General features: G+C 68.7%; 24 protein-coding genes. 4 read left to right on the top strand and 20 right to left on the bottom strand.

All coding sequences use genetic code 11. From position 1 onward, the window contains the following. Positions 1-111: 111 nt before the first annotated feature. From AB0E69_RS28750 to AB0E69_RS28710, 9 genes are all read right to left on the bottom strand, one after another. Positions 112-267, bottom strand: a complete 156-nt coding sequence (locus AB0E69_RS28750) for a hypothetical protein (RefSeq protein WP_360152740.1) — start codon at positions 265-267, stop codon at positions 112-114. Positions 268-456: 189 nt separating this feature from the next. Then, on the bottom strand, positions 457-1,311 hold the full coding sequence (gene mutM, locus AB0E69_RS28745; protein WP_360152737.1) for a bifunctional DNA-formamidopyrimidine glycosylase/DNA-(apurinic or apyrimidinic site) lyase: 855 nt from the start codon (positions 1,309-1,311) through the stop codon (positions 457-459). 6 nt (positions 1,312-1,317) lie between these two features. Continuing rightward, a complete protein-coding gene (gene rnc, locus AB0E69_RS28740; RefSeq protein ID WP_360152734.1) occupies positions 1,318-2,049 on the bottom strand; it encodes a ribonuclease III in 732 nt (243 codons plus the stop codon). 14 nt (positions 2,050-2,063) lie between these two features. After that, a complete protein-coding gene (rpmF, locus tag AB0E69_RS28735; protein ID WP_130387616.1) occupies positions 2,064-2,255 on the bottom strand; it encodes a 50S ribosomal protein L32 in 192 nt (63 codons plus the stop codon). An 85-nt stretch (positions 2,256-2,340) separates the two neighbouring features. Next, a complete protein-coding gene (locus tag AB0E69_RS28730) occupies positions 2,341-2,868 on the bottom strand; it encodes a DUF177 domain-containing protein (protein WP_360152731.1) in 528 nt (175 codons plus the stop codon). A 127-nt stretch (positions 2,869-2,995) separates the two neighbouring features. Continuing rightward, positions 2,996-3,466, bottom strand: coding sequence for a pantetheine-phosphate adenylyltransferase (gene coaD, locus AB0E69_RS28725; RefSeq protein ID WP_360152728.1), 471 nt, complete (start codon positions 3,464-3,466; stop codon positions 2,996-2,998). Next, a complete protein-coding gene (gene rsmD / locus AB0E69_RS28720; protein WP_360152725.1) occupies positions 3,459-4,019 on the bottom strand; it encodes a 16S rRNA (guanine(966)-N(2))-methyltransferase RsmD in 561 nt (186 codons plus the stop codon). Before rsmD ends, coaD begins: the two co-directional genes overlap by 8 nt. Further along, positions 4,016-6,250: an ATP-dependent DNA helicase RecG gene (gene recG, locus AB0E69_RS28715; RefSeq protein WP_360152722.1), complete on the bottom strand. Its 2,235-nt coding sequence runs from the start codon at positions 6,248-6,250 to the stop codon at positions 4,016-4,018. Before recG ends, rsmD begins: the two co-directional genes overlap by 4 nt. Continuing rightward, positions 6,247-7,863: a DAK2 domain-containing protein gene (locus AB0E69_RS28710; protein WP_360152719.1), complete on the bottom strand. Its 1,617-nt coding sequence runs from the start codon at positions 7,861-7,863 to the stop codon at positions 6,247-6,249. The genes recG and AB0E69_RS28710 overlap by 4 nt, the downstream gene beginning before the upstream one ends. Positions 7,864-7,898: 35 nt before the next feature. On the opposite strand from AB0E69_RS28710, the gene AB0E69_RS28705 reads away from it, so the two are divergent. Beyond that, the gene (locus AB0E69_RS28705; RefSeq protein ID WP_360152716.1) at positions 7,899-8,900 is read left to right on the top strand and encodes an SAM-dependent methyltransferase; all 1,002 of its coding nucleotides are present in this window, start codon (positions 7,899-7,901) and stop codon (positions 8,898-8,900) included. Between the two features lie 58 nt (positions 8,901-8,958). Here AB0E69_RS28705 and rpmB read toward each other — a convergent pair whose 3' ends face one another. The 5 genes from rpmB to AB0E69_RS28680 all read right to left on the bottom strand — a co-directional run bounded on the left by rpmB (position 8,959) and on the right by AB0E69_RS28680 (position 14,412). Further along, positions 8,959-9,180: a 50S ribosomal protein L28 gene (gene rpmB, locus AB0E69_RS28700; RefSeq protein WP_184830723.1), complete on the bottom strand. Its 222-nt coding sequence runs from the start codon at positions 9,178-9,180 to the stop codon at positions 8,959-8,961. Between the two features lie 85 nt (positions 9,181-9,265). Then, positions 9,266-11,254, bottom strand: a complete 1,989-nt coding sequence (locus AB0E69_RS28695; protein WP_360152712.1) for an aldo/keto reductase — start codon at positions 11,252-11,254, stop codon at positions 9,266-9,268. Positions 11,255-11,281: 27 nt separating this feature from the next. Further along, positions 11,282-12,109 carry a carbohydrate ABC transporter permease gene (locus tag AB0E69_RS28690; protein WP_360152709.1) on the bottom strand — a complete coding sequence of 276 codons (828 nt, stop codon included), beginning with the start codon at positions 12,107-12,109 and terminating at the stop codon, positions 11,282-11,284. Then, positions 12,099-13,124: a sugar ABC transporter permease gene (locus AB0E69_RS28685; protein ID WP_360152706.1), complete on the bottom strand. Its 1,026-nt coding sequence runs from the start codon at positions 13,122-13,124 to the stop codon at positions 12,099-12,101. The genes AB0E69_RS28690 and AB0E69_RS28685 overlap by 11 nt, the downstream gene beginning before the upstream one ends. 1 nt (position 13,125) lies before the next feature. Then, positions 13,126-14,412 carry an extracellular solute-binding protein gene (locus AB0E69_RS28680; RefSeq protein WP_360152703.1) on the bottom strand — a complete coding sequence of 429 codons (1,287 nt, stop codon included), beginning with the start codon at positions 14,410-14,412 and terminating at the stop codon, positions 13,126-13,128. Between the two features lie 139 nt (positions 14,413-14,551). On the opposite strand from AB0E69_RS28680, the gene AB0E69_RS28675 reads away from it, so the two are divergent. After that, positions 14,552-15,157 (top strand): HAD-IA family hydrolase, encoded by a 606-nt coding sequence (locus AB0E69_RS28675; protein WP_360152700.1) that lies wholly within the window; start codon positions 14,552-14,554, stop codon positions 15,155-15,157. 84 nt (positions 15,158-15,241) lie between these two features. Continuing rightward, positions 15,242-16,834 (top strand): GxGYxYP domain-containing protein, encoded by a 1,593-nt coding sequence (locus tag AB0E69_RS28670; RefSeq protein WP_360152697.1) that lies wholly within the window; start codon positions 15,242-15,244, stop codon positions 16,832-16,834. On the opposite strand, the gene AB0E69_RS28665 is transcribed toward AB0E69_RS28670, so the two are convergent. The 4 genes from AB0E69_RS28665 to AB0E69_RS28650 form a co-directional block, all read right to left on the bottom strand. Next, a complete protein-coding gene (locus tag AB0E69_RS28665; protein ID WP_360152694.1) occupies positions 16,835-17,578 on the bottom strand; it encodes a peptidoglycan-binding protein in 744 nt (247 codons plus the stop codon). Beyond that, complete coding sequence (locus tag AB0E69_RS28660; protein WP_360152691.1) at positions 17,575-18,285, bottom strand: GNAT family N-acetyltransferase; 711 nt, start codon at positions 18,283-18,285, stop codon at positions 17,575-17,577. Before AB0E69_RS28660 ends, AB0E69_RS28665 begins: the two co-directional genes overlap by 4 nt. Then, positions 18,180-19,016: an SMP-30/gluconolactonase/LRE family protein gene (locus tag AB0E69_RS28655; protein ID WP_360152688.1), complete on the bottom strand. Its 837-nt coding sequence runs from the start codon at positions 19,014-19,016 to the stop codon at positions 18,180-18,182. The genes AB0E69_RS28660 and AB0E69_RS28655 overlap by 106 nt, the downstream gene beginning before the upstream one ends. Before the next feature lie 76 nt (positions 19,017-19,092). Further along, complete coding sequence (locus tag AB0E69_RS28650; RefSeq protein WP_360152685.1) at positions 19,093-20,052, bottom strand: nuclear transport factor 2 family protein; 960 nt, start codon at positions 20,050-20,052, stop codon at positions 19,093-19,095. A gap of 90 nt (positions 20,053-20,142) precedes the next feature. Between AB0E69_RS28650 and AB0E69_RS28645 the strand changes: the two genes are divergently transcribed. Further along, complete coding sequence (locus tag AB0E69_RS28645) at positions 20,143-20,685, top strand: TetR family transcriptional regulator (protein WP_360152682.1); 543 nt, start codon at positions 20,143-20,145, stop codon at positions 20,683-20,685. Here the strand turns inward: AB0E69_RS28645 and AB0E69_RS28640 are convergent. Both AB0E69_RS28640 and AB0E69_RS28635 read right to left on the bottom strand, forming a co-directional pair. After that, positions 20,648-21,916, bottom strand: a complete 1,269-nt coding sequence (locus AB0E69_RS28640) for an MFS transporter (protein WP_360152679.1) — start codon at positions 21,914-21,916, stop codon at positions 20,648-20,650. The two genes, AB0E69_RS28645 and AB0E69_RS28640, sit on opposite strands and share 38 nt — an antisense overlap. Then, a complete protein-coding gene (locus AB0E69_RS28635; protein WP_360152676.1) occupies positions 21,913-22,533 on the bottom strand; it encodes an HAD-IA family hydrolase in 621 nt (206 codons plus the stop codon). The genes AB0E69_RS28640 and AB0E69_RS28635 overlap by 4 nt, the downstream gene beginning before the upstream one ends. Positions 22,534-22,554 lie beyond the last annotated feature (21 nt).

Below are 22,554 nucleotides of genomic sequence, written 5' to 3'. Positions count from 1 at the left end.
CATTCGGTGAACATACTGGCTACTACATACAGGCGGCGGAGGCCCGGACGGGGGCCACCGCCGTTCGAACTGTAGTGCGGACGGTCGTGATGTCTTGCCGCGCTAGGTCGCTCAGACCGAAGCAGGGGTACGCAGAGCCTCGTCAACGGTGAGCAGCCGGCCCTCGTGGACCTGTGCGACGAGGTGATCGTTCTCTGCCTGCAGACGCATCACGTGCGCCTCCAGATCGGCGACACGCCGGTTGAGCAGACGAACCTGCTCGAGCATGCGCGGGTCAGTGCCTCCAAGATGCCCTAGAAGAGCCTTGGCCATTGTGCTGTCCTCCGGAAGGGTTCTGGCCGGGTCGCGCTCCTCTTCCTGGTCACGAGGGAGCGCCGAAAAGGTGTGCCGTCTTTCAGGGTGACACCGGCGAGGCCGACGGGTCAACCTGGGCCACATTTATTAACGATACCTCGTTCACCAGCGAACGTGCCTGGGGACGGGCTGGCATTTCGGGCACCGGTACGACGAACGGTTCATGAACGGCTCGCGACGGATCGGCCGGCCGTCCCGCGGGCATGGCGATCCCTCCTGGCCGTAGACGTTCAGGCCGCGCTCGAAGTACCCGGATTCCCCGTTCACGTTGACGTACAGGGCGTCGAAGCTGGTGCCGCCAACGGTCAGCGCCGCGGCCATCACGTCGTGGGCGTGCTGCAGGATCGCCCTTGTTTGCAAGGGTTTCAGCGTGTCCGTCGCCCGCGCGTAGTGCAGCTTGGCCCGCCACAACGCTTCGTCGGCGTAGATGTTGCCGATCCCGCTGACCACGGTCTGGTCCAGCAGGGCCCGTTTCAGGCCGGTCTTGCGGCGCCGGAGCTTGGCGCCTGCGGCCTCCGGGTCGAACAGCGGGTCGAACGGGTCCCGGGCGATGTGGGCGATCTCGGCAGGCAGCTCGGCGCCGCCCTCGGAGTAGGACAGACCACCGAACATCCGCTGGTCCACAAACCGGACCTCTCCGCCGTCGTCGGCGAACCGGAACCGGACCCGGAGGTGCGGCTCGTCGGGCGCGCCGACCGGCTGGACCCGGAACTGGCCGCTCATCCCGAGGTGGGTGAGCACCGCGTCGCCGGAGACCAGCGGCAGCCAGAGGTACTTCCCGCGGCGGGCCGGTTCGGCGAAGACCTGGCCCTTGAGCCGGGCCACGAAGTCGTCCGGCCCGGCGGCGTGTCGCCGTACCGGGCGGGGGTGCAGGACCTCGACCGCGTCGATCGTGCGGCCGGTGGTGAACTCCGCCAGACCGCGGCGGACGACCTCTACCTCAGGAAGCTCTGGCACCGACGGCTACGGCTGCTGCGAGGGGTCCGTGCTGTCGGGGTGCGCGGCGCGCAGGGCCTTCCAGGCGGTCTCGGCGGCCTGCTGCTCGGCTTCCTTCTTGCTCCGGCCGATGCCGTGACCGTACGTGTCGGAACCGATCCGGACCCGCGCCTCGAACGTCTTCGCGTGGTCCGGTCCGGACTCCGCGATCACGTACTCCGGCACGCCGACGCCGAGCTGGGCGACCAGCTCCTGCAGCGAGGTCTTCCAGTCCAGGCCGGCGCCCAGGCGGGCCGACGACTCCATCAGGTCGTCGAACAGCGTGTGCACCACCGCTCCGGCGGTCTCGAACCCGCGGTCCAGGTAGACGGCGCCGATCAGCGCCTCCACGCAGTCCGCCAGGATCGACGACTTGTCCCGCCCGCCGGTGGCTTCCTCGCCGCGCCCGAGCCGGAGGTACTTCCCCAGCTTCAGGTCGCGGGCGACGCCGGCCAGGGCGCGCATGTTGACCACCGCGGCGCGCAGCTTGGCCAGCCGGCCCTCGGACAGGTCCGGGTGGTTCCGGAACAGCGACTCCGTGACGATGACGCCGAGCACGGAGTCCCCGAGGAACTCCAGCCGCTCGTTGGTCGGCAGCCCACCGTTCTCGTACGCGTACGAGCGGTGGGTGAAGGCGTGCTCCAGCAAATTGTCAGCCAGCGATACGCCGAGCCGCTGGTTCAGCTCGGCGTAGAGCCCCGTTTCGTTGACCGAATTCACTGACTTGGTGCCGTTTAGCTCTCGACGACCTGGCGGCGCTCGCCCTTCGCGCCGTACTGGCCGCAGTTCGGGCAAACGGTGTGCTGCAGGTGCTTCGCGCGGCAGGCGGGGTTCACGCAGGTCACCAGCGACGGGGCAGTGGTCTTCCACTGGGCCCGGCGGCTGCGGGTGTTGCTGCGCGACATCTTCCGCTTCGGAACGGCCACGGTTACGACTCCTAGGTATCGGTACTGCGGGAACACAAGTACTACGGAAATTACGGAACTGCGAAGTGCCCGGGTGTTACCAGTGTTACGAGTTGCGGTCCTGCGGTCGTTCGTCCTGCGGGATCAGGCCGCTGAGTGCCGCCCAGCGCGGGTCGGTGCGCTCCTGGTGCGTGTGGCCGGGCTCGTCCGCCAGGCGCACCCCACAGTCGGGGCACAGCCCTGCGCAGTCGTCCGTACACAACGGCTGGAACGGCAGCGCGAGCACCACCTGGTCCCTCAGCACCGGCTCGAGGTCGATCAGATCGCCCTCCATCCGGCTGGCCTCTTCCGGCTCGGCTTCACTCTCCGGGTAGACGTACAGCTCCTGGACGTCGGCGAGAAACTCGTCCTCGATGTCGACCAGGCACCGCGCGCACTCCCCGACCAGCCGGCCGCGGGCCGTACCGGTGACGAGCACCCCTTCGACGACCGATTCCAGCCGTAGATCGAACTGAATCGGGTCGCCCTCGGGGACGCCGATCACGTCGATCCCGAGATCTGCCGGCGCCGGTGCCGTGAAAGTGACTTCGCGCTGGGACCCGGCGCGGCGTGTCAGCTCGTGCGTGTCGATCACGAGGGGGGACCGCGGGTCCAAGACGCTCAGAGCGAACCTTTCAGGCGTGGGCAGGGCAAATCTCGGTCTCGTCGAGACCGGTGGTCTACATTACCAACTCCGCGGCCACTCGCCCAATTCGGGGCAGTCACAGCTTCGCCAGTAACTGCGCGTGAACTCCCGGTGTCACGAACGTGCTCACGTCGCCGCCGAGGCGGGCGATCTCCTTGACCCAGCTGGAGGAGATGAAAGCGTTCTCCGGGGCGGTCGGCAGGAAGATCGTGTCGACCCCGGTCATCCGCCGGTTCAACTGGGCCATCTGCAGCTCGTAGTCGTAGTCCGCGGCCGAGCGCAGGCCCTTGACGATCACTCCGGCGCCCTCGGCCCGGCAGTAGTCGACCAGCAGTCCGTCGAAGGTGCCGACCCGGACGTTCGGGAACGGCTTGACCAGCTCGGTCAGCATCTCGATCCGCTCCTGCGGCCCGAACAGCCGGTTCTTCGACTGGTTCACCCCGGTGGCCACGATCACCTCGTCGAAGGCGGCAGCCGCCCGGGTGACGATGTCGAGGTGCCCGACCGTCGGCGGATCGAACGTCCCTGGAAAGACCGCCTTACTCATGCCGGTGACCGTACCAAAGCCGGGCCTCGCCGTACTTGCGGTCGCGCAGCGCGGCGAAACCCTCCGGCCACTCCCACGGCTCGCGTTTCCCGCGCTCGACCACCACGAGGGCGTCGCCCGCCATCCACCCGTGCGCCGCGAGCTCGAGCAGCACGTCCTGCAGCTCGGCGGTCTCCAGCTTGTACGGCGGGTCCGCAAAGACCAGGTCGAACACTCCGAGCGCGTCACCCGCGGTGACCTTCTCGACCGGCCGGGTCAGCAACTTCGCGCCGGGCAGCCCGACCACCCTGATGTTCGCGGCGATCACGTCGGCCGCTCGCCGGTCCGACTCGACCAGGACGACCTGCTCCGCACCCCGGGACAGCGCCTCCAACCCGATCGCGCCGGAGCCGGCGTACAGGTCGAGGACGGCCAGCCCGGAGAAGCTGCCGAACTCGGACTCCAGCGACGAGAACAACGCCTCCCGCACCCGGTCCGCCGTCGGCCGCGTCCCGCTCCCTGGAGGTACGGCGATCCGCCGGCCGCCGGCCACTCCCCCGACGATCCGACTCACGTCTTCTCCAGGTACTCGGTGGTCTCGGATTCCAGGGCGCTGCGGACGAAGGATCGCAGGGCCGGGTACTCCGTGAGCTCCGGGTCGACCGAGACGATCGAGTTGGCGACGTGCCGCGCGGCGAAGATGATCTCCTCGTCCCGGAGCACGCTCAGCAGCTTGAGGCTGCTCCGCCGCCCGGACTGCGCCACGCCGAGCACGTCGCCCTCGCGCCGCGTCTCCAGATCGATCCGGGACAGCTCGAACCCGTCCGTGGTCGACGCGACGGCTTCCAACCGCCCGTACGACTTCGAACCCGCCCACAGGTCCGTAACCAGCAGGCACAACCCTGGGACCTTGCCCCGTCCGACCCGCCCGCGCAGCTGATGCAGCTGCGAGATCCCGAACCGGTCGGCGTCCATGATCACCATCGTCGACGCGTTCGGTACGTCGACACCGACCTCGATCACCGTGGTCGCGATCAGTACGTCGACCTCACCGGCCGCGAACCGCGACATCACCGCGTCCTTCTCCTCGGCCGGCAGCCGCCCGTGCAGGATCTCGACCCGCAGGTCGTGCAGGATCTCGTGCAGCGCGTCCGCGACCTGCATCACCGAAATGGGCGGCCGCGCCTGCTTCTTCTCCTCTTCACCGGCGACGAACTCGCCCTCCTCGTCGGCGGCGTTCTTGACGTCGTCGCCGATCCGCGGGCAGACGACGTACGCCTGGTGGCCCTTGCCGACCTCCTCCCGGACCCGCGCCCAGGCCCGCGCCAGCCAGTCCGGCTTCTCCTTGGCCGGGACCAGCGACGACTGGATCGGCGACCGCCCAGCCGGGAGCTCGGTCAGCGTCGACACCGCGAGGTCACCGAAGACCGTCATCGCGACGGTCCGCGGGATCGGGGTCGCGGTCATGACCAGGACGTGCGGGGTGTTGTCGCCCGATTTCGCGCTCAGCGCGGCCCGCTGCTCGACGCCGAACCGGTGCTGCTCGTCCACCACGACCAGCCCGAGGTCGGCGAACTGGACCTTGTCCTCGAGCAGCGCGTGCGTCCCGACCACGATGCCGGCGGCGCCGCTGGCCGCGTCGAGCATCGCCGTACGGCGGCCGGCCGCGTTCAGCGAGCCGGTCAGCAGGCCCACCTTGGTGGCCTGCTCCGCACCGCCGAGCATGCCCTCCATGGCCAGGTCGCCGAGCATCTTCGTCAGCGTCTTGTGGTGCTGGGTCGCGAGCACCTCGGTCGGCGCGAGCAGCACGGCCTGGCCGCCGTTGTCGACCACGGACAGCATCGCCCGCAGCGCGACGACGGTCTTGCCGGAGCCGACCTCACCCTGCAGCAGCCGGTGCATCGGATGCGGCCGGGCCAGGTCGGCGAAGATCTCCTCGCCCACCTCGGACTGCCCCTCGGTCAGCGCGAACGGCAGCCGCTGGTCGAACGCGTCCAGCAGACCGCCTGGTTTCCGCGGCCGGGGTACGGCGTTCAGCGCGTCGGTGACCGCCCGGCGCTGGGCCAGAATCGTCTGCATCACCAGCGCTTCCTCGAACCGGAACCGGTGCTGCGCGTCGCTGATGTCCTTCTCGGTGTCCGGCAGATGCACCTTCTGCAAGGCGTCCCGCAGGCCGAGCAGCTGCTCGTTGCGCCGGATCAGGTCCGGGACCGGGTCGTCGAGCTGCTCGTCGAGGCTGTCCAGCACGATCTTGATCGAGCGCTCGATCGTTGCGGTCGGCAACTTCGCGGTCGCCGGGTACAGCGGGCGGAACGGCCGGGCCCGGCGCTCGATCTCGGCCTCGCTGAGGTCGTCCTCGTCGAGGATCTCGGTGCCCGGGCCCTTCAGCTGCATGGTGTCGCGGAACATCGTCACCTCGCCCCAGAACAGGGCGGCGGTGCCGGGCGTCAGCTTGGTCGCCAGCCAGGGCTGGTTGAAGAACGCGAGCTCCAGGTCCCGGCGGCCGTCGGTGACGACGACCTTGGTCAGGGTCTTGCGCCGGGTCCACCTCTGCACGTCGGTGAGCGGGATCTCGGCCTTGGTGTCGAGCGACCGCACGGTCACCTTCTTCACCCGGCCGTTCACGGTCGCCTGGTCGCCGACCTCGAGCTCGTCGAACGGCGTCAGCTCGCCCTTCTTCAGGTACCGCCGCGGGTAGTGCCGCAGCAGCTCGCCGACGGTCTCGATCGCTAGCACGTCCGCGAACGTCTTGGCCGTCTTGGCGCCGAGGAAGTCACGAAGCTTCCGGTCCAGATCAGTCTTCATTCCACCCCGATCAGCAGCGGGTACCTGTCCTGCCCACCGTCGTACACCATCACGTCGACATCTTTGCGGTTCCGCCGGACGTGCCGCTCGACCGCGGCGGCCAGGCCGGGGTCCGCGTCGCGGCCGGTGACGATCGTGAGCAGCTCGCCACCGCCGCCGAGCAGCCGGTCGACCACGCCGTACGCCGCCGACTCGAGGTCCTCGGTGATCAGCGCGAAGTCGCCGTCGACGACGCCGAGCGCGTCGCCGACCCGGCACCGGCCGGCCATCGTCCAGGCGTCCTTCACGGCGATCGTCACGGCGCCGTGGCGGGTCTGACCGGCCGCGGCGGAGAGCTGGACGACGTCGTCGTCGAAGCTGCGCTCGGGGTCGTGGACGGCGACTGCGGCGAGGCCCTGGACCTGTGCGCGGGTGGGGATGACGGCGACCCGGATGCCGTCCTGGCGGGCCGCGGTGGCGGCGGCCTCGGCGACCGCGATCGAGTCCTTGTCGTTGGGCAGGATCACGATCTCCGGCGCCTTGGACTGCTCGATCGCCTGCAGGAGCTCACCGGTCGAGCAGCGCCGGCCGGGACCGCCGCGGATGATCCGCGCGCCGGCGTCGCTGAACAGGTCGGCCAGGCCTTCGCCGGCCACGACCGCGATGACGGCCCGGCCCGGAGGCGGTTCGTGGTGGTGGGCCTGGTCAGCGAAGTGGGTGACGCGGATCCGGTGCGGGCGGCCGATGCCGATCCCGGGCTCGATCGCGGCGCCGACGTCGTCGGTGTGGACGTGCACGTTCCAGAGCCCGTCGCCGCCGACCACGACGACCGAGTCCCCGAGCCCGGCCAGGACCTGCCGGAAGTCGGCGATCTTGTCGTCGGGCGCGTCCAGCAGGTACATCACCTCGTACGCCGGTCCGCCGTCGGTCCCCGTGCTCTCGCCCTGCGGCTCGACCCGCGCCGGCACGTCGTAGCGCACGATCTGCCCGGTCAACACGGATTCCATCGCGCCGAGGATCACGACCAGGCCGGCGCCGCCCGCGTCCACGACACCGGCGTGACGCAGGACGTCGAGCTGCTCGGTGGTCTTGGCCAAGGCCTGGCGGGCGGAGGCAACCGCGGCCAGGCAGACCTCGGCGAGCGTCCGGCCGTCGTTCGCGGCTGCCGTGGCGCCCATGGCGGCGGCGCGGGCGACGGTGAGCATCGTGCCCTCGACGGGCTGCGCGACCGCGCTGTAGGCGGCGTCGGCGGCGTACGTCAGCGCGTCGGCGAAGGCGGCGGCCTCGCTCATCCGGGGGTCCATGAGCACGCCCTCGACCACCCGGTCGCGGGGCAGGTTCTCGTCGAGGCGGAGGCCGCAGGCGCGAATCAGCTGGGAGGTGATGACGCCGGAGTTCCCGCGGGCGCCGAGCAGGGCTCCGCGGCCGAACGCCTGGATCGCCTCGGTGAAGGTCAGCACGCCCTTCGGCAGGGCGTCGCAGGCAGCCTCCCAGGTGAGGTAGAGGTTGGTGCCGGTGTCGCCGTCGGGCACCGGGTACACGTTCAGTTCGTCGATCTCGGTCCGCACCTGCGCCAACTGCGCCAGCGCAGTCCGCGCCCACGCTCGCAGTACCTCGACGGTCAGTTCCTCCACGCCCGGAAGGCTAACGGGTCCGCTTACCATGTGCTGTGCCTCGATCGATTCTGTTCTCGTTCGCGTCCGACAGTTACCGGTACGCCGTTCGGGAGATCCGCGAGGCGTTCCCGGGCGAGCACCGGTTCGAGCGGGTCGGAGCGGAGGTGGCCCGGCTGGCGGACAGCGCCGTATCGGTAGAGGATCTGGCGGCGGCGTGTGACGACGGGCGGATCATGTTCGTCCGGCACCTGACGGTCGAGGTAGCCGGCTACCCACTCGACGACCTCCCGACCGCGCAAGAGCTGGCGACCACCCTGCTCGAGGAGATCACCGTCCGGTCGGTCTCGGTGCAGGCCTGGATCGACGGCGCCGGCACCGGCAGCCACTACCGCCACCTGATCGCCGACGCGCTGACCAGCCGTGGGATCAGTACTGAGCTCTCGGGGCGTGACGTCGTCGTCTCCGGCATCGTCGCCGGCAAACAGCTTCTCCTCGGCGTGAACCGGCTCGCGGACAGCTTGTCGGACTGGCCGGGCGGCCGGATGCGGCTGGCCCGGGGTGAGGACCGCGTCTCGCGCTCGGAGTTCAAGCTCGAGGAAGCGATCGCCACCTTCGGCCTGGAGCTCATCCCCGGTGGCAAGGCGGTTGACCTCGGTGCCTCCCCCGGCGGCTGGACGCGGATCCTGCGGCAGCACGACCAGGAGGTCTGGTCGGTGGACCCCGGCGCGCTGGACCCGCGCCTGCAGTCCGACCGGCGGATCCACCACGAGGCGACCACGGCCGGGCGGTTCTTCGCCGGCAACCGGGTCCGTTTCGACGTCGTGGTGAACGACATGCGGATGGACCAGGTGACGAGCGCGCGGATGATGCTGGACGCGGCCGATCACCTGCGCCGCGGCGGCCTGGCGATCGTGACGCTCAAGGGCGGCGGCAAGAACCCGCTCGACGGCGCCCGCCGCGGCATCGAGGTCCTGCGCGAGCGGTACGACGTACGGCACGCGCGGCAACTGCACCACAACCGCAACGAGATCACAGTGGTCGGCACACACGAATAGGCGCCCGGGAGGTTCCCGGGCGCCTACCGAAAGGCCCTACACGGAGGAAAAGCTGGGGTCAGCCGACGACGCGCTGGACCTTGCCGGCCTTGATGCAGGACGTGCAGACCTTCATGCGGGTCGGGGTTCCCTTGATGATCGCCCGGACCGGCTGGATGTTGGGGTTGAAACGGCGGGGCGTACGAGCCTTGACCCGCCGGATCATCGCGCCCTTACCCAGGCGGGCAACGCTGTTGCCGAACGTCGGCTGCTTGCCGCAGACATCGCACTTCTTAGACATGATTCTCCGTGTTCAGGGTCGTGACACCGACAGACCATGTTACATGGTCTGTCAGCGCCCGACCAATTCGGTCACTCCGGCCCGGCTACGCCGTGAGATAGGCCACTTCGTCGTCCGTGAGCGTCACCGACAGACCGGGTGTCGAGGTCCGCGTCTCGCTCACGTGCCGCGGCCCGATCAGCGGGAACACCGGGTACGGCTGGTGCAGCAGCCACGCCAGCGCGATGGCCGTCGGTTCGACGCCCTTCGCGGCGGCCAGCTCGCGCGCCCGGTCCAGCCTACGGAAGTTCTCGTCGGAGTAGAAACAGCGGACCAGTTCCTGGTCGGAGGTGTCCTCCGGCTTGGCCCGCCCGGTGAAGAACCCGCGCGCCTGGCTCGACCAGGGGAAGAGCGCGACCTGCCGCTCCCGCAGCCACTCCTGCGACGCGTCGTCCGCCACATGCCGGCACCCGGCCCACGGTACGTCGTACGCCCGCGCGAGGCTGAGGTGGTTGCTGAGCAGCGTGAACGGCTGCTTCCCGCTCGCCTCGGCGTACGCGTTGGCCTCGTCGAACCGCTCCGTCGACCAGTTGGAGCCGCCGTACGCCTTGATCCGGCCGGCCTTGAAGTGGTCGTGCAGGACGTCGACGAACTCCGACACCGGGATCTCCGGGTTGTCGCGGTGCATCAGGTAGAGGTCGACGTGGTCGGTCTGCAGCCGCTCGAGGCTCTCGTGCAACTGCCGGGTGATCGACTCGGGATCGCAGTGCGGCGTGTGCGCACCCTTGCCGATGACAACGACCTCGTCCCGGTTGCCACGCGACCTCATCCACTGCCCGAGCAGCTTCTCGCCGCGACCGCCGCCGTAGATGTACGCCGTGTCGAACGTCGTACCGCCGCGCTCGACGAAGTCGTCGAAGACCACCGCGGCGTGGGTCAGCGTCTGCTGGTTGTCGACGCCCATCACCAGCCTGGACACCTGCTTGTCCAGCCCGGCCACCGTGCCGTACGTCATCGGCGCGTCGTCCCGCTTCGCCAGCGGACGCCCGGTCGCGGTCGGGATGATCGCGTCGTCGCGCTCGCTCGTGTACTGCTGCCCGATGGCGGCCCGCCACTGGTCCTGGACGGTCAGGTTGCCGAGGGTGTCGGCCCAGCTCATCTCCGGCGCCTCGCGCTTCCCGGCCTGGACCGCGGCCTGCACCGCCTCAGCTTCGGCGGCGTAGATGAGGGCGGTCTCCGCGGAGATGTCCCGCGGCTCCTCCCCCACCTTGTGCAGCGTGACGTGGTTCGGCTTGCCGTCGCCGCCGAACCAGGGGTCCTCGATGACGAGGTACCCCTCGCTGCCCTGGATCCGGACCTGGTTGTCGTCCTGCAGCCGTACGCCGGTGGTGACGTGAGCGGTCACGCCCCCGTCGAAGAACAGCGTCGCGGCCGTCCACTCGTCGACACCGGTCTCGCCGACGTGCCCGACGGCGCTGACCGCGGCCGGGTCGGCGAACGGCTGCCCGGTCGCCACGCCGGCGATCAGCCGGGCGAACGAGACCGGGTAGCCGCCGACGTCGAGGATGCCGCCGCCGGCCAGCTCGTCGGCGAAGATCCGGCTCTCCGCGCGGAACGCCGCGTTGAACGCGAACGACGCCTGGATCTGGTGCACGGTCCCGATCTCGCCGTCGCGGACCAGCTGGGTGACCAGCTTGGTCTGCGGCAGGCACCGGTACATGTACGCCTCCATCAGGAAGACGTCGTTGCGCACCGCGGCCTCGATCATCGCCTCGGCCCAGGCCCGGTTGATCGCGAGCGGCTTCTCGCACAGCACGTGCTTGCCGGCCTCGGCCGTCTTGATCGCCCACTCCGGGTGCAGCGGGTGCGGCGTCGCGACGTACACCGCGTCCACGGTCTCGTCGGCGAGCAGCTCGTCGTACGAGCCGTAGCGGTTGGCGATGTCCCACTTGTCCGCGAAGGCGGTGGCCGACTCGATCGAGCGGCTGCCGACCGCGACGACCTCGTTGGTCTTCGAGGTCGGCACCTGGCTCGCGAACCGGGAGGCGATGTTGCCGGTGCCGAGGATGCCCCAGCGGAGCGTGTTGTCAGTCAAAGGGTGTCCCGTTGGTTGTGGGTGGGTTCAGAACTTCATGGCGCCGGCGGCCAGGTCGGCGATGAACGAACGCGCGCCGATCAGGAAGACGCCGATCAAGGGGATCACGCTCATCAGGGCACCGGCCATCACCATCGAGTAGTCGGTGCCGTAGATGCCGTTCAGCTGGTCGAGCGCGACCTGCAGGGTGAGGCGGTTCGGATCCGTCATCACGATCAGTGGCCAGAGGTAGTCGTTCCAGACGTTGATGAACGTGAAGATGCCGAGGAAGGCCAGGCCGGGCCGGAGCACCGGCAGGCCGACGGTGAGGTACTGCCGGAAGAACCCGGCGCCGTCGACCTTGGCGGCCGAGATCAGCTCGTCGGGGATCGCGCCCTTGGCGTACTGGCGCATCCAGAAGATGCCGAACGCGTTCGCCGCGCCCGGGATGATGAGTGCCTTCAGCGACCCGATCCAGCCGAACTCGGCCAGCGTCACGAACTGCGGCACCAGCGACAGCTGGGCCGGGATCATGAAGGTGGCGAGCAGCAGCCCGAACAGCAGGTTGCGGCCGGGGAAGTCGTACTTCGCGAACGCGAAGGCGGCCAGCGAGTCGAAGAACAGCACCAGCACGGTGACGCCGAGCGACGCGATCAGCGTGAGCAGCATCGAACTGAAGAACGGCACCGCGTCGAGCACCTTGCCCATGTTCTCGAACAGGTGCGAGCCGACCAGCAGCTTCGGCGGGTAGGCGAAGATGTCCGGCGTGGTGTTCGAGGCCATCACCAGCATCCAGTAGAACGGGAAGATCGAGACCACGACGCCGAGCATCAGCACGATGTGGCCGATCGTGGTGCGTACGCGCTCAACGGACATCTGCGGCCTCCCTCTTGGCATTCTGGGCTGCGATCCGGCGTTCCACCCGGCGAGCGGCGCGTCGGGTCAGGCGTTCGTCGTCGTTCCCGCCGATCAGCCGCCAGTTGATGATCGAGAACAGCACGATCAGGATGAACAGCGCCCAGCCGATCGCGGCGCCGTACCCGAACTGGTTGTTGATGAACGCGCTCTGGTACAGGTACGACACGATCGTCATTCCGGCGTTGCCGGGGCCGCCGATGCTGTTGGTGTCGCCGAACAGCACCCGGGACTCGGTGAAGATCTGCAGGCCGCCGATGGTCGAGGTGACCGCGGTGAACAGGATCACCGGGCGGAGCATCGGGACGGTGATCCGCCAGAACGTCTGCCGCGGGCTCGCACCGTCGACCTTGGCGGCCTCGTAGACGTCGGCCGAGATGGCCTGCAGGCCGGCCAGGTAGATGATCGCGTTGTAGCCGACCCAGCGCCAGGTGACGATGGTGGCGATGGCGATCTTGATCCCCCACGGCTGGGTCAGCCACTCGACCTTGCCGACGCCGATGGACTGCAGGAACGCGTTCAGCAGGCCGAAGTTGTTGCTGAAGATCGAGCCGAAGACGAGCGTGACGGCGACGACCGAGGTGACGTTCGGGATGAAGTAGGCGATCCGGTAGAAACTGCGGAACCGGGTGGCGTTGTGCAGCGCGTTCGCGATCACCAGCGCGAGCAGCAGCATCGGGACCGTCGACAGCACCCAGATCACCATCGTGTTGCCGATGGCCTTCCAGAACACCGGGTCGGTGAGCAGGTAGTTGTACTGCTCCAGCCCGACCCACTTCATCTGGCCGATGCCGTCCCAGGAGTGGAACGAGATCCAGATCGAGAACAGCACCGGGAACGCGCCGAAGATCGCGAACAGGACGAAGAACGGCGCGACGGCGGCGTACTGCGGGAACGCCTGCCGGTACTTGTTCGGCGGCTTCTCCGGTGACGTGGTGGCGGCGGTAACGGTCGCCGGTACGGCGTCGACTGCCATCTCAGATCGCCCCCGCTCGGGTCAGTTCGCGATGGATCTGGCGCTGGGCGTCGGCCCAGGCCTGGTCGGGTGACTTGCCGGCGGTCTCGACGTTGACCAGCTCGTTGCCGAGCGGCGTACCGATGATCGAGTCGTACGGCGAGAAGAAGGCGCCCGGGTACTTCTTGGCCGAGTCGGCGAACACGTCGACGATCTTCTGGCCGCCGAAGAACGGGTCCGGCGCGGACATCTTGGGGTCGGTGTAGCTCGCCGGTGTGGAGGGGAACAACACCGGGTCGAGGAACGCCTGGGCCTGGTTCTTCGCGGACTCCAGCCAGCTGATGAACGCGAACGCGGCCTGCGGGTTCTTGCAGTACTTCGTGATCGCGAGGAAGGAGCCGCCGCGGTTGCCGGCCCCACCAGGAGCTGCCGTCACCCGCCAGAGGCCCTTCGTCTTCGGGGCCGCGTTCTTCGGACCGAGCTGGGCCCACCAGACCGCGGCATTGAAGGCGACCAGCCGGCCGTTCGTGACGACCGCGTCGGCGTCGGTCGACCCGTTCTGCGCGTTCGCGGACAGGCCCTCCTTCACCACCCGGACGGCCAGGTCGAAGGCCTCGCGGACATGGTCCTGGTCGCCGACGTACTGACCGTCCTCGGTCATGTACCGCTTCGGCTGCTGGGCCATCCGGTAGCTGTAGATGCTGGTGATGTTGTCCGTGATCGCGCTCGTCGGTACGGCCTGCTTGAGCTTCTTGCCGAGCGCGATGTAGGTGTCCCAGTCGGGCGCGAGCTCGGCGACCGCGGCCGGGTCGATGTCGATACCGGCCTTCTGCAGGACGTCGGTGCGGTAGAACAGCGCGGTCGGCCCGGTGTCCATCGGATACGCCATCATCTTGTTGTCGGGCGTGATCCCGAGCTTCCACTTCCAGGGCAGGAAGTCCTTCTGCAGTTCCTTGGCACCGAGCTCGTTGAGGTCGTGGAACTGGTCGGCGTTCGGGAAGTAGGTGGCGACGTCGTCGTTGATCGCGACGATGTCCGGGACGAGGGACTTGCCGGCCAGCGCGGTCAGCACCTTCGTCTTGTAGTTCGACCCGATCCGGGTCATCGAGAGCTTCATCCCGTCGTAGCCGGGGATGGCCTTCTCGGCCTGGCCGATCAGGTCGTCGTTGACGGACCCGACCCAGGTCCACATACTCAGCTCGGTGGCTCCGCCGAGCGAACTGCGGGAGCCGCACCCGGTGAGGCCGGTGGTGGCGGCCGCCGTGGCGCCGGCACCGAGTGCGAGGAACGTCCTTCTGCTCAGACTCATCCGCCTCACCTGGCGCTTTCTGTTGGTTTTCGCCGGAAGGTGTCCAGATATGTTTACATAGCCATTAGGGTAAGCGCATACCAACTGAACCGGTCAAGGGGTCGTATTACGTCCTGGGCAACCTGAAAGGATGGCCGGCATGATCTCCGCCGTGCTTTTCGACGCCGATGGCGTCATCCAGGGACCCACGCAGGACTGGTGGTCGCGGCTCGCGTCGCTCGCCCCGGGCGACAGCGAGGCGTTCGTCGCCGAGCTGATGGCGGCGGAGAAGCCGACGCTGGTCGGGAAGGGCGATTTTCCTTCCGTTGTGGCTGAGCTCCTGCAGCGGTGGGGGTCGTCGGCGTCGGTCGAGGAGGCGCTGGAGCCGTGGAGCTGGTTCGCGGCTGACCCTGCCGTGGTCGCGCTGATCGGTTCGCTGCGGGCGGCGGGGGTCGGCTGTCATCTGGCGACGAACCAGATGGCTTACCGGCGCTCTTTGATGGTGGAGCGCGGGTACGGCGCCTGGTTCGACCAGACGTTCTACTCGTGCGATGTCGGGCTGGCGAAACCGGATCCGGCGTACTTCCGGGCGATCCTGACGGCGATCGACGTACCGGCGTCGTCGGTGCTGTTCATCGACGACAACGAAGCCAATGTGGCGTCGGCGCTGAGCGTGGGGCTGCGCGCCGAGGTGTATGAGCTGACGTCGGGTGTGCCGGCGCTGGTATCGCTGCTCGAGCGTTACGGACTACCGGTTTCGGGCTGAGGTCTTGTGGCCGGGTGACGGCTGTGGCATCGTCTGCGGGCAGTTGACAACGTAGGACAGTCCAGCCGCTCCTGGAGGTCTACCGTGGTTACATTCTCTCGCCGCCACGCGTTGGGGCTGGCCGCTGCCGCCGGGCTGGGGGCGGGCGGCTGGTCTGCGTCCTCGACCTCCGCCTCCGCCGCTTCGCTCGCGATCTCCGGCCCGGCTTCGGCCTATCCAAAGGGTCGCCGGCCACGCCTGCTGAACGTGCTGCTCGAGGACTCCCTGAGCCCGGCCGAACGGACGCTGGCGACGACGTTGCAAGGCTTGATGGCGCGGCGCGGTGGCGAGTCGATCTACCTCAACCTCCTCTCGCTCGGGTACCAGCACTGGCTCGACGACCTGATCTCGCGGTACGGCGTCCAGGCCCAGACCGGGGACCTGTGGAAAACCGTGAAGCGGTCCGGCGTAACTGGATATGTTCTCTTCCGTACGGGCACCCCGTCGGTCAACGTCGCGACCACGCTCGCCGGCGTGACGGGTGCTGTGGCGATCGAGGAGAGCTTGGAGGCAGTCGCGATCCAGCACGGATTGCGCAAGGTCCTGGACGTGCGGGACAAGGACGACCGCTGGGTGTTCGAGACGTACTGGCCCCGGCTGCGTCACGACGTGGTCATCGAACAGAGAGGAGACTTCCCGGAGCGGTTACGCGACTACGCCACGATGGCCGGCGCCTTCGCGTTCTTCGACGGCAACACCGACTTCCGCGCGCAGGTGGTCAACGCCCTCGACGACGACGGCACGGTCATCGGCTGGGGCGACGCGTCCAACGGCGAGGACGCCTTCATCGGCGTGAACTCAACAGCAGGCGTCAAAGCCCTGCCGGCCGACCATGCCCGCAACCTGTCAGTCCTATCCGGCATCCAAGAGGACCGCCTGACCCAGCCAGGCAGGCTCTTCGACCCTGCCCTCGGTCCGGACCCCGATCCGGCTGCTCACTACGTGACGTTCCTGATCACCGACGGGGACAACATCCAGTGGGAGCTGGGCGACTTCCCGACCGACCAGCGGTGGTTCGGCAGTCCCCGCCGCGGCGAAGTAGACCTGGGCTGGGGCATTTCCCCTTCGCTGATCGACCTGGCCCCGTCAGTCATGGGCTGGTTCTACAACCAGTCCCGCAAGGACCGCTGGGTCGCAGGCCCTTCCGGAGCCGGCTACATGTACCCCAGCCGCTACCCGACCGCGGCGTTGGACAAGCACACCGCCTCGCTCGCGCAGGCGATGGGCCGCGCCGACCTCTCCGTTGCCCAGATCATCGACTTCAACGCCTTCGAGAAGAAGAAGCTGTGGTCGTCCTATCTGAAGCACCAAGAGATCGAAGGCCTCATCTACCTCGAGTACTCCCGCTACGACGGCCTGAAAGGCAAGGTGACCTGGGCCGAAGGAAAGCCGGTCATCTCCGCCCGCACCATGCTCTGGGACGGCCTCGACGGCGCCGACGAAGCGTCCGTCACCGCCGAGCTCAATTCAGCCGCCCAGAACCCGCACTCCACCGCCGGGTACTCAGTCGTCGTCTGGCACGCGTGGAGCAAGTCCGTCGACAGCGTGTTGAGCGTCGTCGACAACCTCGCCCCACACGTGAAGGTGATTCCGCCGGACACGTTGGTGCGGATGGTGGGGAAGTACGCCAGGCCGTAGCTAGGTGCGCGGGACCTTGAGTTTGTCCCAGGTCTCGGGGCCGGGGATTCCGTCGGCGTCGCTGCCTGGCTGGGCTACCGATCCCGTGAAGCCCAGTTTGTGCTGCCAGGCGGAGTACGACTTGAGGTCGCCGGTGCCCCAGGTGTCCTTGTGCGTCTGGGTTTCGTACTTGTTGCAGCCGACGGCGACGAGCCGGTCGTGCATGGCCGCGACGATCGGGCTCTTGCGGCCGATCGCGAAGAACGACTTGCCCGGGAAGGTGACGAAACCGGCGCGTGGCGCGGTCGAGTGCACGTACGACGGACGCCCGTACCCGGCGATCCAGTTCGACTTCCGGACGTGACGATCGCACTTGTCGTCGTAGTTGCCCTCGATCGTGTACACCTCGGCGCCGTGCACCCCGGTGACGAGGCCGACGTGGTCGATCGCGGACTTGGCGTCGGTGCCGCCCCAGTCGAAGAACACGATGTCGCCGCGCTGGATCCCGGCGATGTCGACGTGCCACTGGCTGTGCTTCTTGAACGCGTGCGCGTGCGCCGTGGTGAGCGCGAAGAACCCACCGAACGTTACCGCGCTCTCGTTGCCCGAGTGCCACGCCCAGTAGGTGATCGAGGCGTCGCACCACGGGAAGTTGCCGTCGAAAGCCGAGCCGTTCTTCTCGCGGTACCACTTCTGGATCTTGTTCGGTTCGGGCAGGCCCAGGTCGAGCTCCGCGGTGTTGATCATGTCCTCGACGCCGCTCATGAGCCGCCACCCCCGGCGTACTCCGCGTCGTAGACCGGCACCCGTCCGAACCCACCCCGCGCGGGCAGCCCGAACTCCTCCATCATCAGCTCGTCCTCGTTCTCGATCTGATGGTCGAAGGTCGGCTCGACCAGCAACCGGGCCTGCTCCTCCTGCGGCATGTCGTCCGGCACGTCGTCCAGCTTGTCCAGAGCCGGTCTGCGATCGGCCCGTACGTCATCCGTCGTCATGGCAATGCGCCCCCTCAAGACACCGAAAAGCCCCCAGGTCTTGGTTCTTTCATCATGCTCCGGCCGCCCCGCCCCGTCCACGGCGCACCTCCACTCCAGCCCGATCGGGCAGGCGTGCCCCGGATCAGGCGAGGTGATGGGCTGAAGATCCGCTACAGCTCGCGGACGTACCCGGCGACGGGGCCTCCGGCGATGGTCAGCGGCCACGGCCAGCGTCTCCACGGATCCTCGCTCCCGGGCCGGCTCGACCGACCACGCGACATACCCGGCGAGTACGCCGTCCTCCTCGGCGAGGACGACGTACTTGCCGGCGCCGGGATCGTGCAACTGCGGGACGCTCCGGCGGTAGTCGTCCCGCCAGTTCCTCGTGGCTATCGCATGGGTGGGACCGTCACGGGTACGGCGAAGATCTGGCCGGTGCGGGGGCCGGTGCGGAGGCGGGTGAGGTTGTCGACGATGCTGTCGGACGCGTGCCACACCGACGTCAGCATGAACAGCGTCGGCCGGCCGTTGAACTCGCCCAGCGTGACCGAGAACGGCGCCCGTTCCGCGGGCAGGTCGACGCGGTCGAGGATCTCGCCGCCGTCCCGGACGCGAACCACCGCCGCGCCACCGGTCTGCACCCAGATCGCGCCCTCGGCGTCGAGCACGATCCCGTCCGGACCGAGGTTCTCGGCGAACACGCGACGATTCGTCAGGCCACCATCGGGCTCGATGTCGAACGCGCTCAGCCGCCCGGCGAACGACTCCGCGATGACCAGCGTCCGCCCGGTGATCACCATGCCGTTGGGGAAGTCGATCTCCCCCGCGACCTCGCGCAGCGAGCCGTCCGGCGTGAGCAGCTTGATGTAGCCGGCCTTCGGCGCCGCCCCGCCGGCGAAGTCGAAGTCGGCGCCGTTCAGGTAGATGTTGCCGTTGGCATCGATGACGACCTCGTTCGCGACCTGCTCCGCCAGCACCGTGATCGAGCCGTCCGGCTCGTAGCGCCGTACCTTGTCGCCGGTCGTCAGCATCCGCCCGTCCGGCAGCCAGTCGACGGACCATCCCATCGGGCGCTCCACCGGTACGTCGAAGTACTCCGCCTTGCCGTCGGCATCGACCGCGACCACCTGCTGCGCGATCCAGTGCGCGAACCACAACCGCCCGTCGTGCCAGCGCCCGGACTCGGGCATCGCCAGGCCGTCCACCAGGATCTCGAGCTCAGCCATTCTCGCCACCTCATTCGATGTCTCAGGGTCAGTTTCACCCACTACACGAACGAGATCCGTCAGATCGACAGCACCTCTACAACTTTCTTCCCAGCGCCTCGGCGGCGGCCAGGATGTTGACGTAATCGCGCACTCGGGCGATCTGTCCGTCACGCTCGGTCAGCACCAGCAGGTTGGGGAGCGCGAAGGCGCCGACCGCGTCGCTGGTGCCGAGCGCTTCCTGCTCGACGACGATCGTGCCCGGGTCGGCAGTCTCGTGGATCGCGATCGTCCGGTACCGCTCGTACCTGAACCCGCCGAGCTTCCAGATCTCCGCCGCCCACCGCACGATCTCCTCCCGCCCCTCCAACCGCCCCGGCACCCCCGGCCGGGTGAACGGAAACTCCTGCACCGCGTCGACGGCGTACAACTCCCGCAACCCCTCCACCGACTGCTCGATCGCCACCTCCCGGAACCGCTCCAACAGCTCCCGCGGCCCACCTCCGGTCGACGGCGTGCTTGTCTTCTCCACGCCTGCCCCCGCCCGCGCGTCAGCTTTCCCGTGGCTGGCCTCCTCCGCGCCTGCCCCCGCCCGGGCGTCAGCTTCTCCCCCGCCGGCCTCCCCCGCACCGGTCTTTCCCCCGGCGGCCGGGCCTGTGCCGGCGCCGAGGGGTGTTCGTCGGAGGCTGATCTTGCGGTAGCTGATCCGCCAGCCATCCGCGCCTCGGGTGACGGTGTCGTCGTACACCACGCTCCCGGTGCGGCCGTCGCCCTGTACGCCGATCCCCTTCGACCGCACCCGCGCCGAGTCGGCCGAGACGGGCGTGATCACGATGTTCGTCACGTGGTGACCTACCGGATTGCCGGCGCCGAGGGCGAGCGCCGCCGCGCGGATGGCCTCCAGCCCGTGCAGCGCGCCGAGACCGAAGTCGTCCACGTCCAGCGTCACATCCGGCGTGAACAGCTCGTCCAGCCGGTCGAGCTCGCCCGCATCGGTCAGGTGGCCGTGCAGGTTGATCACGTCGGTGATGTCCGTGCGGTCCTGCTCGGTGAGCACAACACTCGCCTCCAACGGCTAAGGTGGGACACAGTCCGGTTAGGTTCACGACCGTACCGGACCATGTCCCCGGTTAGCAATGGAGCAAGCGTGCGAGCAGATGCGCGGCGGAACTACGAGCGGCTGCTCGGACAAGCGCGGCTGGCGTTCGCGGAGTACGGCGCGGACGCGTCGCTGGACGACATCGCGCGACGGGCCGGCGTCGCGAGCGGCACGCTGTACCGGCATTTCCCGACGCGGCTCGACCTGATCCAGGCGGTACTGGCCGAGCAGTTGGAGGAGTTGGCCGAGCTCGGGCGCGGTCTGCTGACGGCGGACGACACGTTCGAGGCGTTGTCGACGTGGTTGCGGGCGACGCTCGCTCACGGGCTGACGTACCGCGGCCTGTCCGCTGCGGTGATGGCCGCCGCGGTCGACGCCGACCTGTTGAAGAACTGGCATGCGGAGCTGTTCGAGGTCGGCGCCGAGCTGCTGAGGCGAGCTCAGGCCGCGGGCACGATCGTCGACAGTGCGGAGGCTGCGGACGTGCTGAAGATGGTCAGTGCGATCGCCTGGGCCTCGCAGGACGGCAGCGAGGCTCAGGCCGAGCGCATGTTCACGCTGCTGATGAACGGGCTCCGTCGCGACGGCTGAGGACGAAGAGTACGGCGATCAGCGGCAGCGTGATGAGGTACGCCGTACGGATCTCGACGACGCGAGCGATCAAGGCGAGGGCCGCGGGCGCGAGGAGGATCGCCGTACCGGATGCGAGCGCACCGATAGCGGCGAGCCGAGCCGCGCTCAGTCCTGGGGTGGCGACGAGGGCTGCGAGGGTGACTGGGTAGAGCGGCGCAACCCCAAGTCCGGCGACGACCAGCCCGAGGGCCACGACAGCTGGTGAGTCGACGAGGCTGACCAGAAGCGTGCCGGTCGCGGCCAGCGCACCAGAGGGTACGACGGGCGACCAGGAACGCCACCGGATCGGCCCGATCGCCCGACCGACCGCCATACCGATCGGAAACGCGCTACCAAGCAACGCAGCCGTCGCCGTAGGCAACCCGGTGGCAACCAGCCGAGCCACCGCCCAGACCACGAAGCAGAACTCGACGGACACCGCCAGCACCACGCGCAGCCAGCCCACTCCTACGGCCAGCGCGACCTGCCGTCCCACCCGCCGCCACTTCCGTCCCAGCCCAACAGCCGGTGCCGAGTCGATCAGCACCGGAGACAGAACGGGAGGTGCCACCTGTGCCAGTTCATCCGACCCCGTCGGCCCACCCTCCCGCCGATCGGTGGGGCGCTGGTCAGTCGAGTGCCGGTCGCCCGTATAGGTGCGGGTGCGGGCGGCGAGGATGAGGAGTGGGGGGACTGCGGCGAGGATGGCCAGACGGCCGGTGGGGCCCAGGGCGTCGAGGGCTCCGATGGCTAGTGGGGAGAGGATGCCTACGCCGCTGGCCAGGGCGTTGACGCGGCTCAGGCGGGAGGCGGCTGTGGGGCCGTTGAGCATCAGGGGCGCTACCAGCACCATCAGAGCGCCGCCAAGGCCGACGAGCAGGCCGCCACCGATCGCGAGGGAGTATGTCGGCGCGGCAGCCAGTAGCACCGTGCCTACCGCGCACACGACCGAACCGAGCGACAGCACCGACCCCATCGACCAGGAGCGCAGCAGGCGCGGGCCGACGACGGCGATGATCAGCAGGCCGGCAGCGAAGCCGGAGGAGAGCAGGGCCAGCCGGCTCGGTGGCTCGTCCAGGTCGCGGGCGAGGATGGCTACGCAGGCGCCGAGCCCGGACAGCACGAACCCCATCGCGGACAGCGCGACGCCGATCCGGACCTCGTCTCCCCTGGCGGACACAGCTACCCCGGCCGCCACCCCTGCCGTCACCCCGTAGACCCGAGAAGGTCAACCAACTCGTGCAGAGTGGTCAGCCGGATGTCAGCCGGGATGCCCTTCAGCCCAGCCGTCAGCGCACCCGAGGCCTTCCCGGCAGCGAGACCAACCGTGGTGTCTTCGACGACGAGGCACTGGTCAGCCGGTACGCCGAGAAGCTCAGCCGCGCGCAGATACCCCTCTGGGTTCGGCTTGCCGTGCGTGACGTCGTCCAGCGTCACCAGGATGGATGGGGTGATGCCAACCGCATCAAGACGCACCTTGGCCAACCGAGTCGAGGCACTGGTGTAGACGGCCCACGGGATGCCGAGCCGGTCGAGCAGCGCGGTCAGCTCAGGCGCCCCGGGCGTCGCCACTACATCCGACACGTCGCTGCTCTCGATGTCGAGCACCCGCGCGACCGCCTCGGCCCGCTCGGCCGGCGACAGGTCTGGGCGCATCCGCCCGATGGTCACCTCGGCCGGACTGCCATGGGCGATGGCGAGGACGTCGGCGACAGGTACGCCGTACTCCTCGGCCCACTGGCTCCAGCTGCGGTCGACGACCGCGTCCGAGTCGACCAGCGTGCCGTCCATGTCGAACAGCACGGCATGAACGTCCGACAGCTCCATGACCCCTCCAATAAACTCGTT

The sequence above is a fragment of the Kribbella sp. NPDC026611 genome (assembly GCF_040638345.1).
Lineage (GTDB): Bacteria > Actinomycetota > Actinomycetes > Propionibacteriales > Kribbellaceae > Kribbella.
This window is presented reverse-complemented; position numbering and strand designations above follow the sequence as displayed.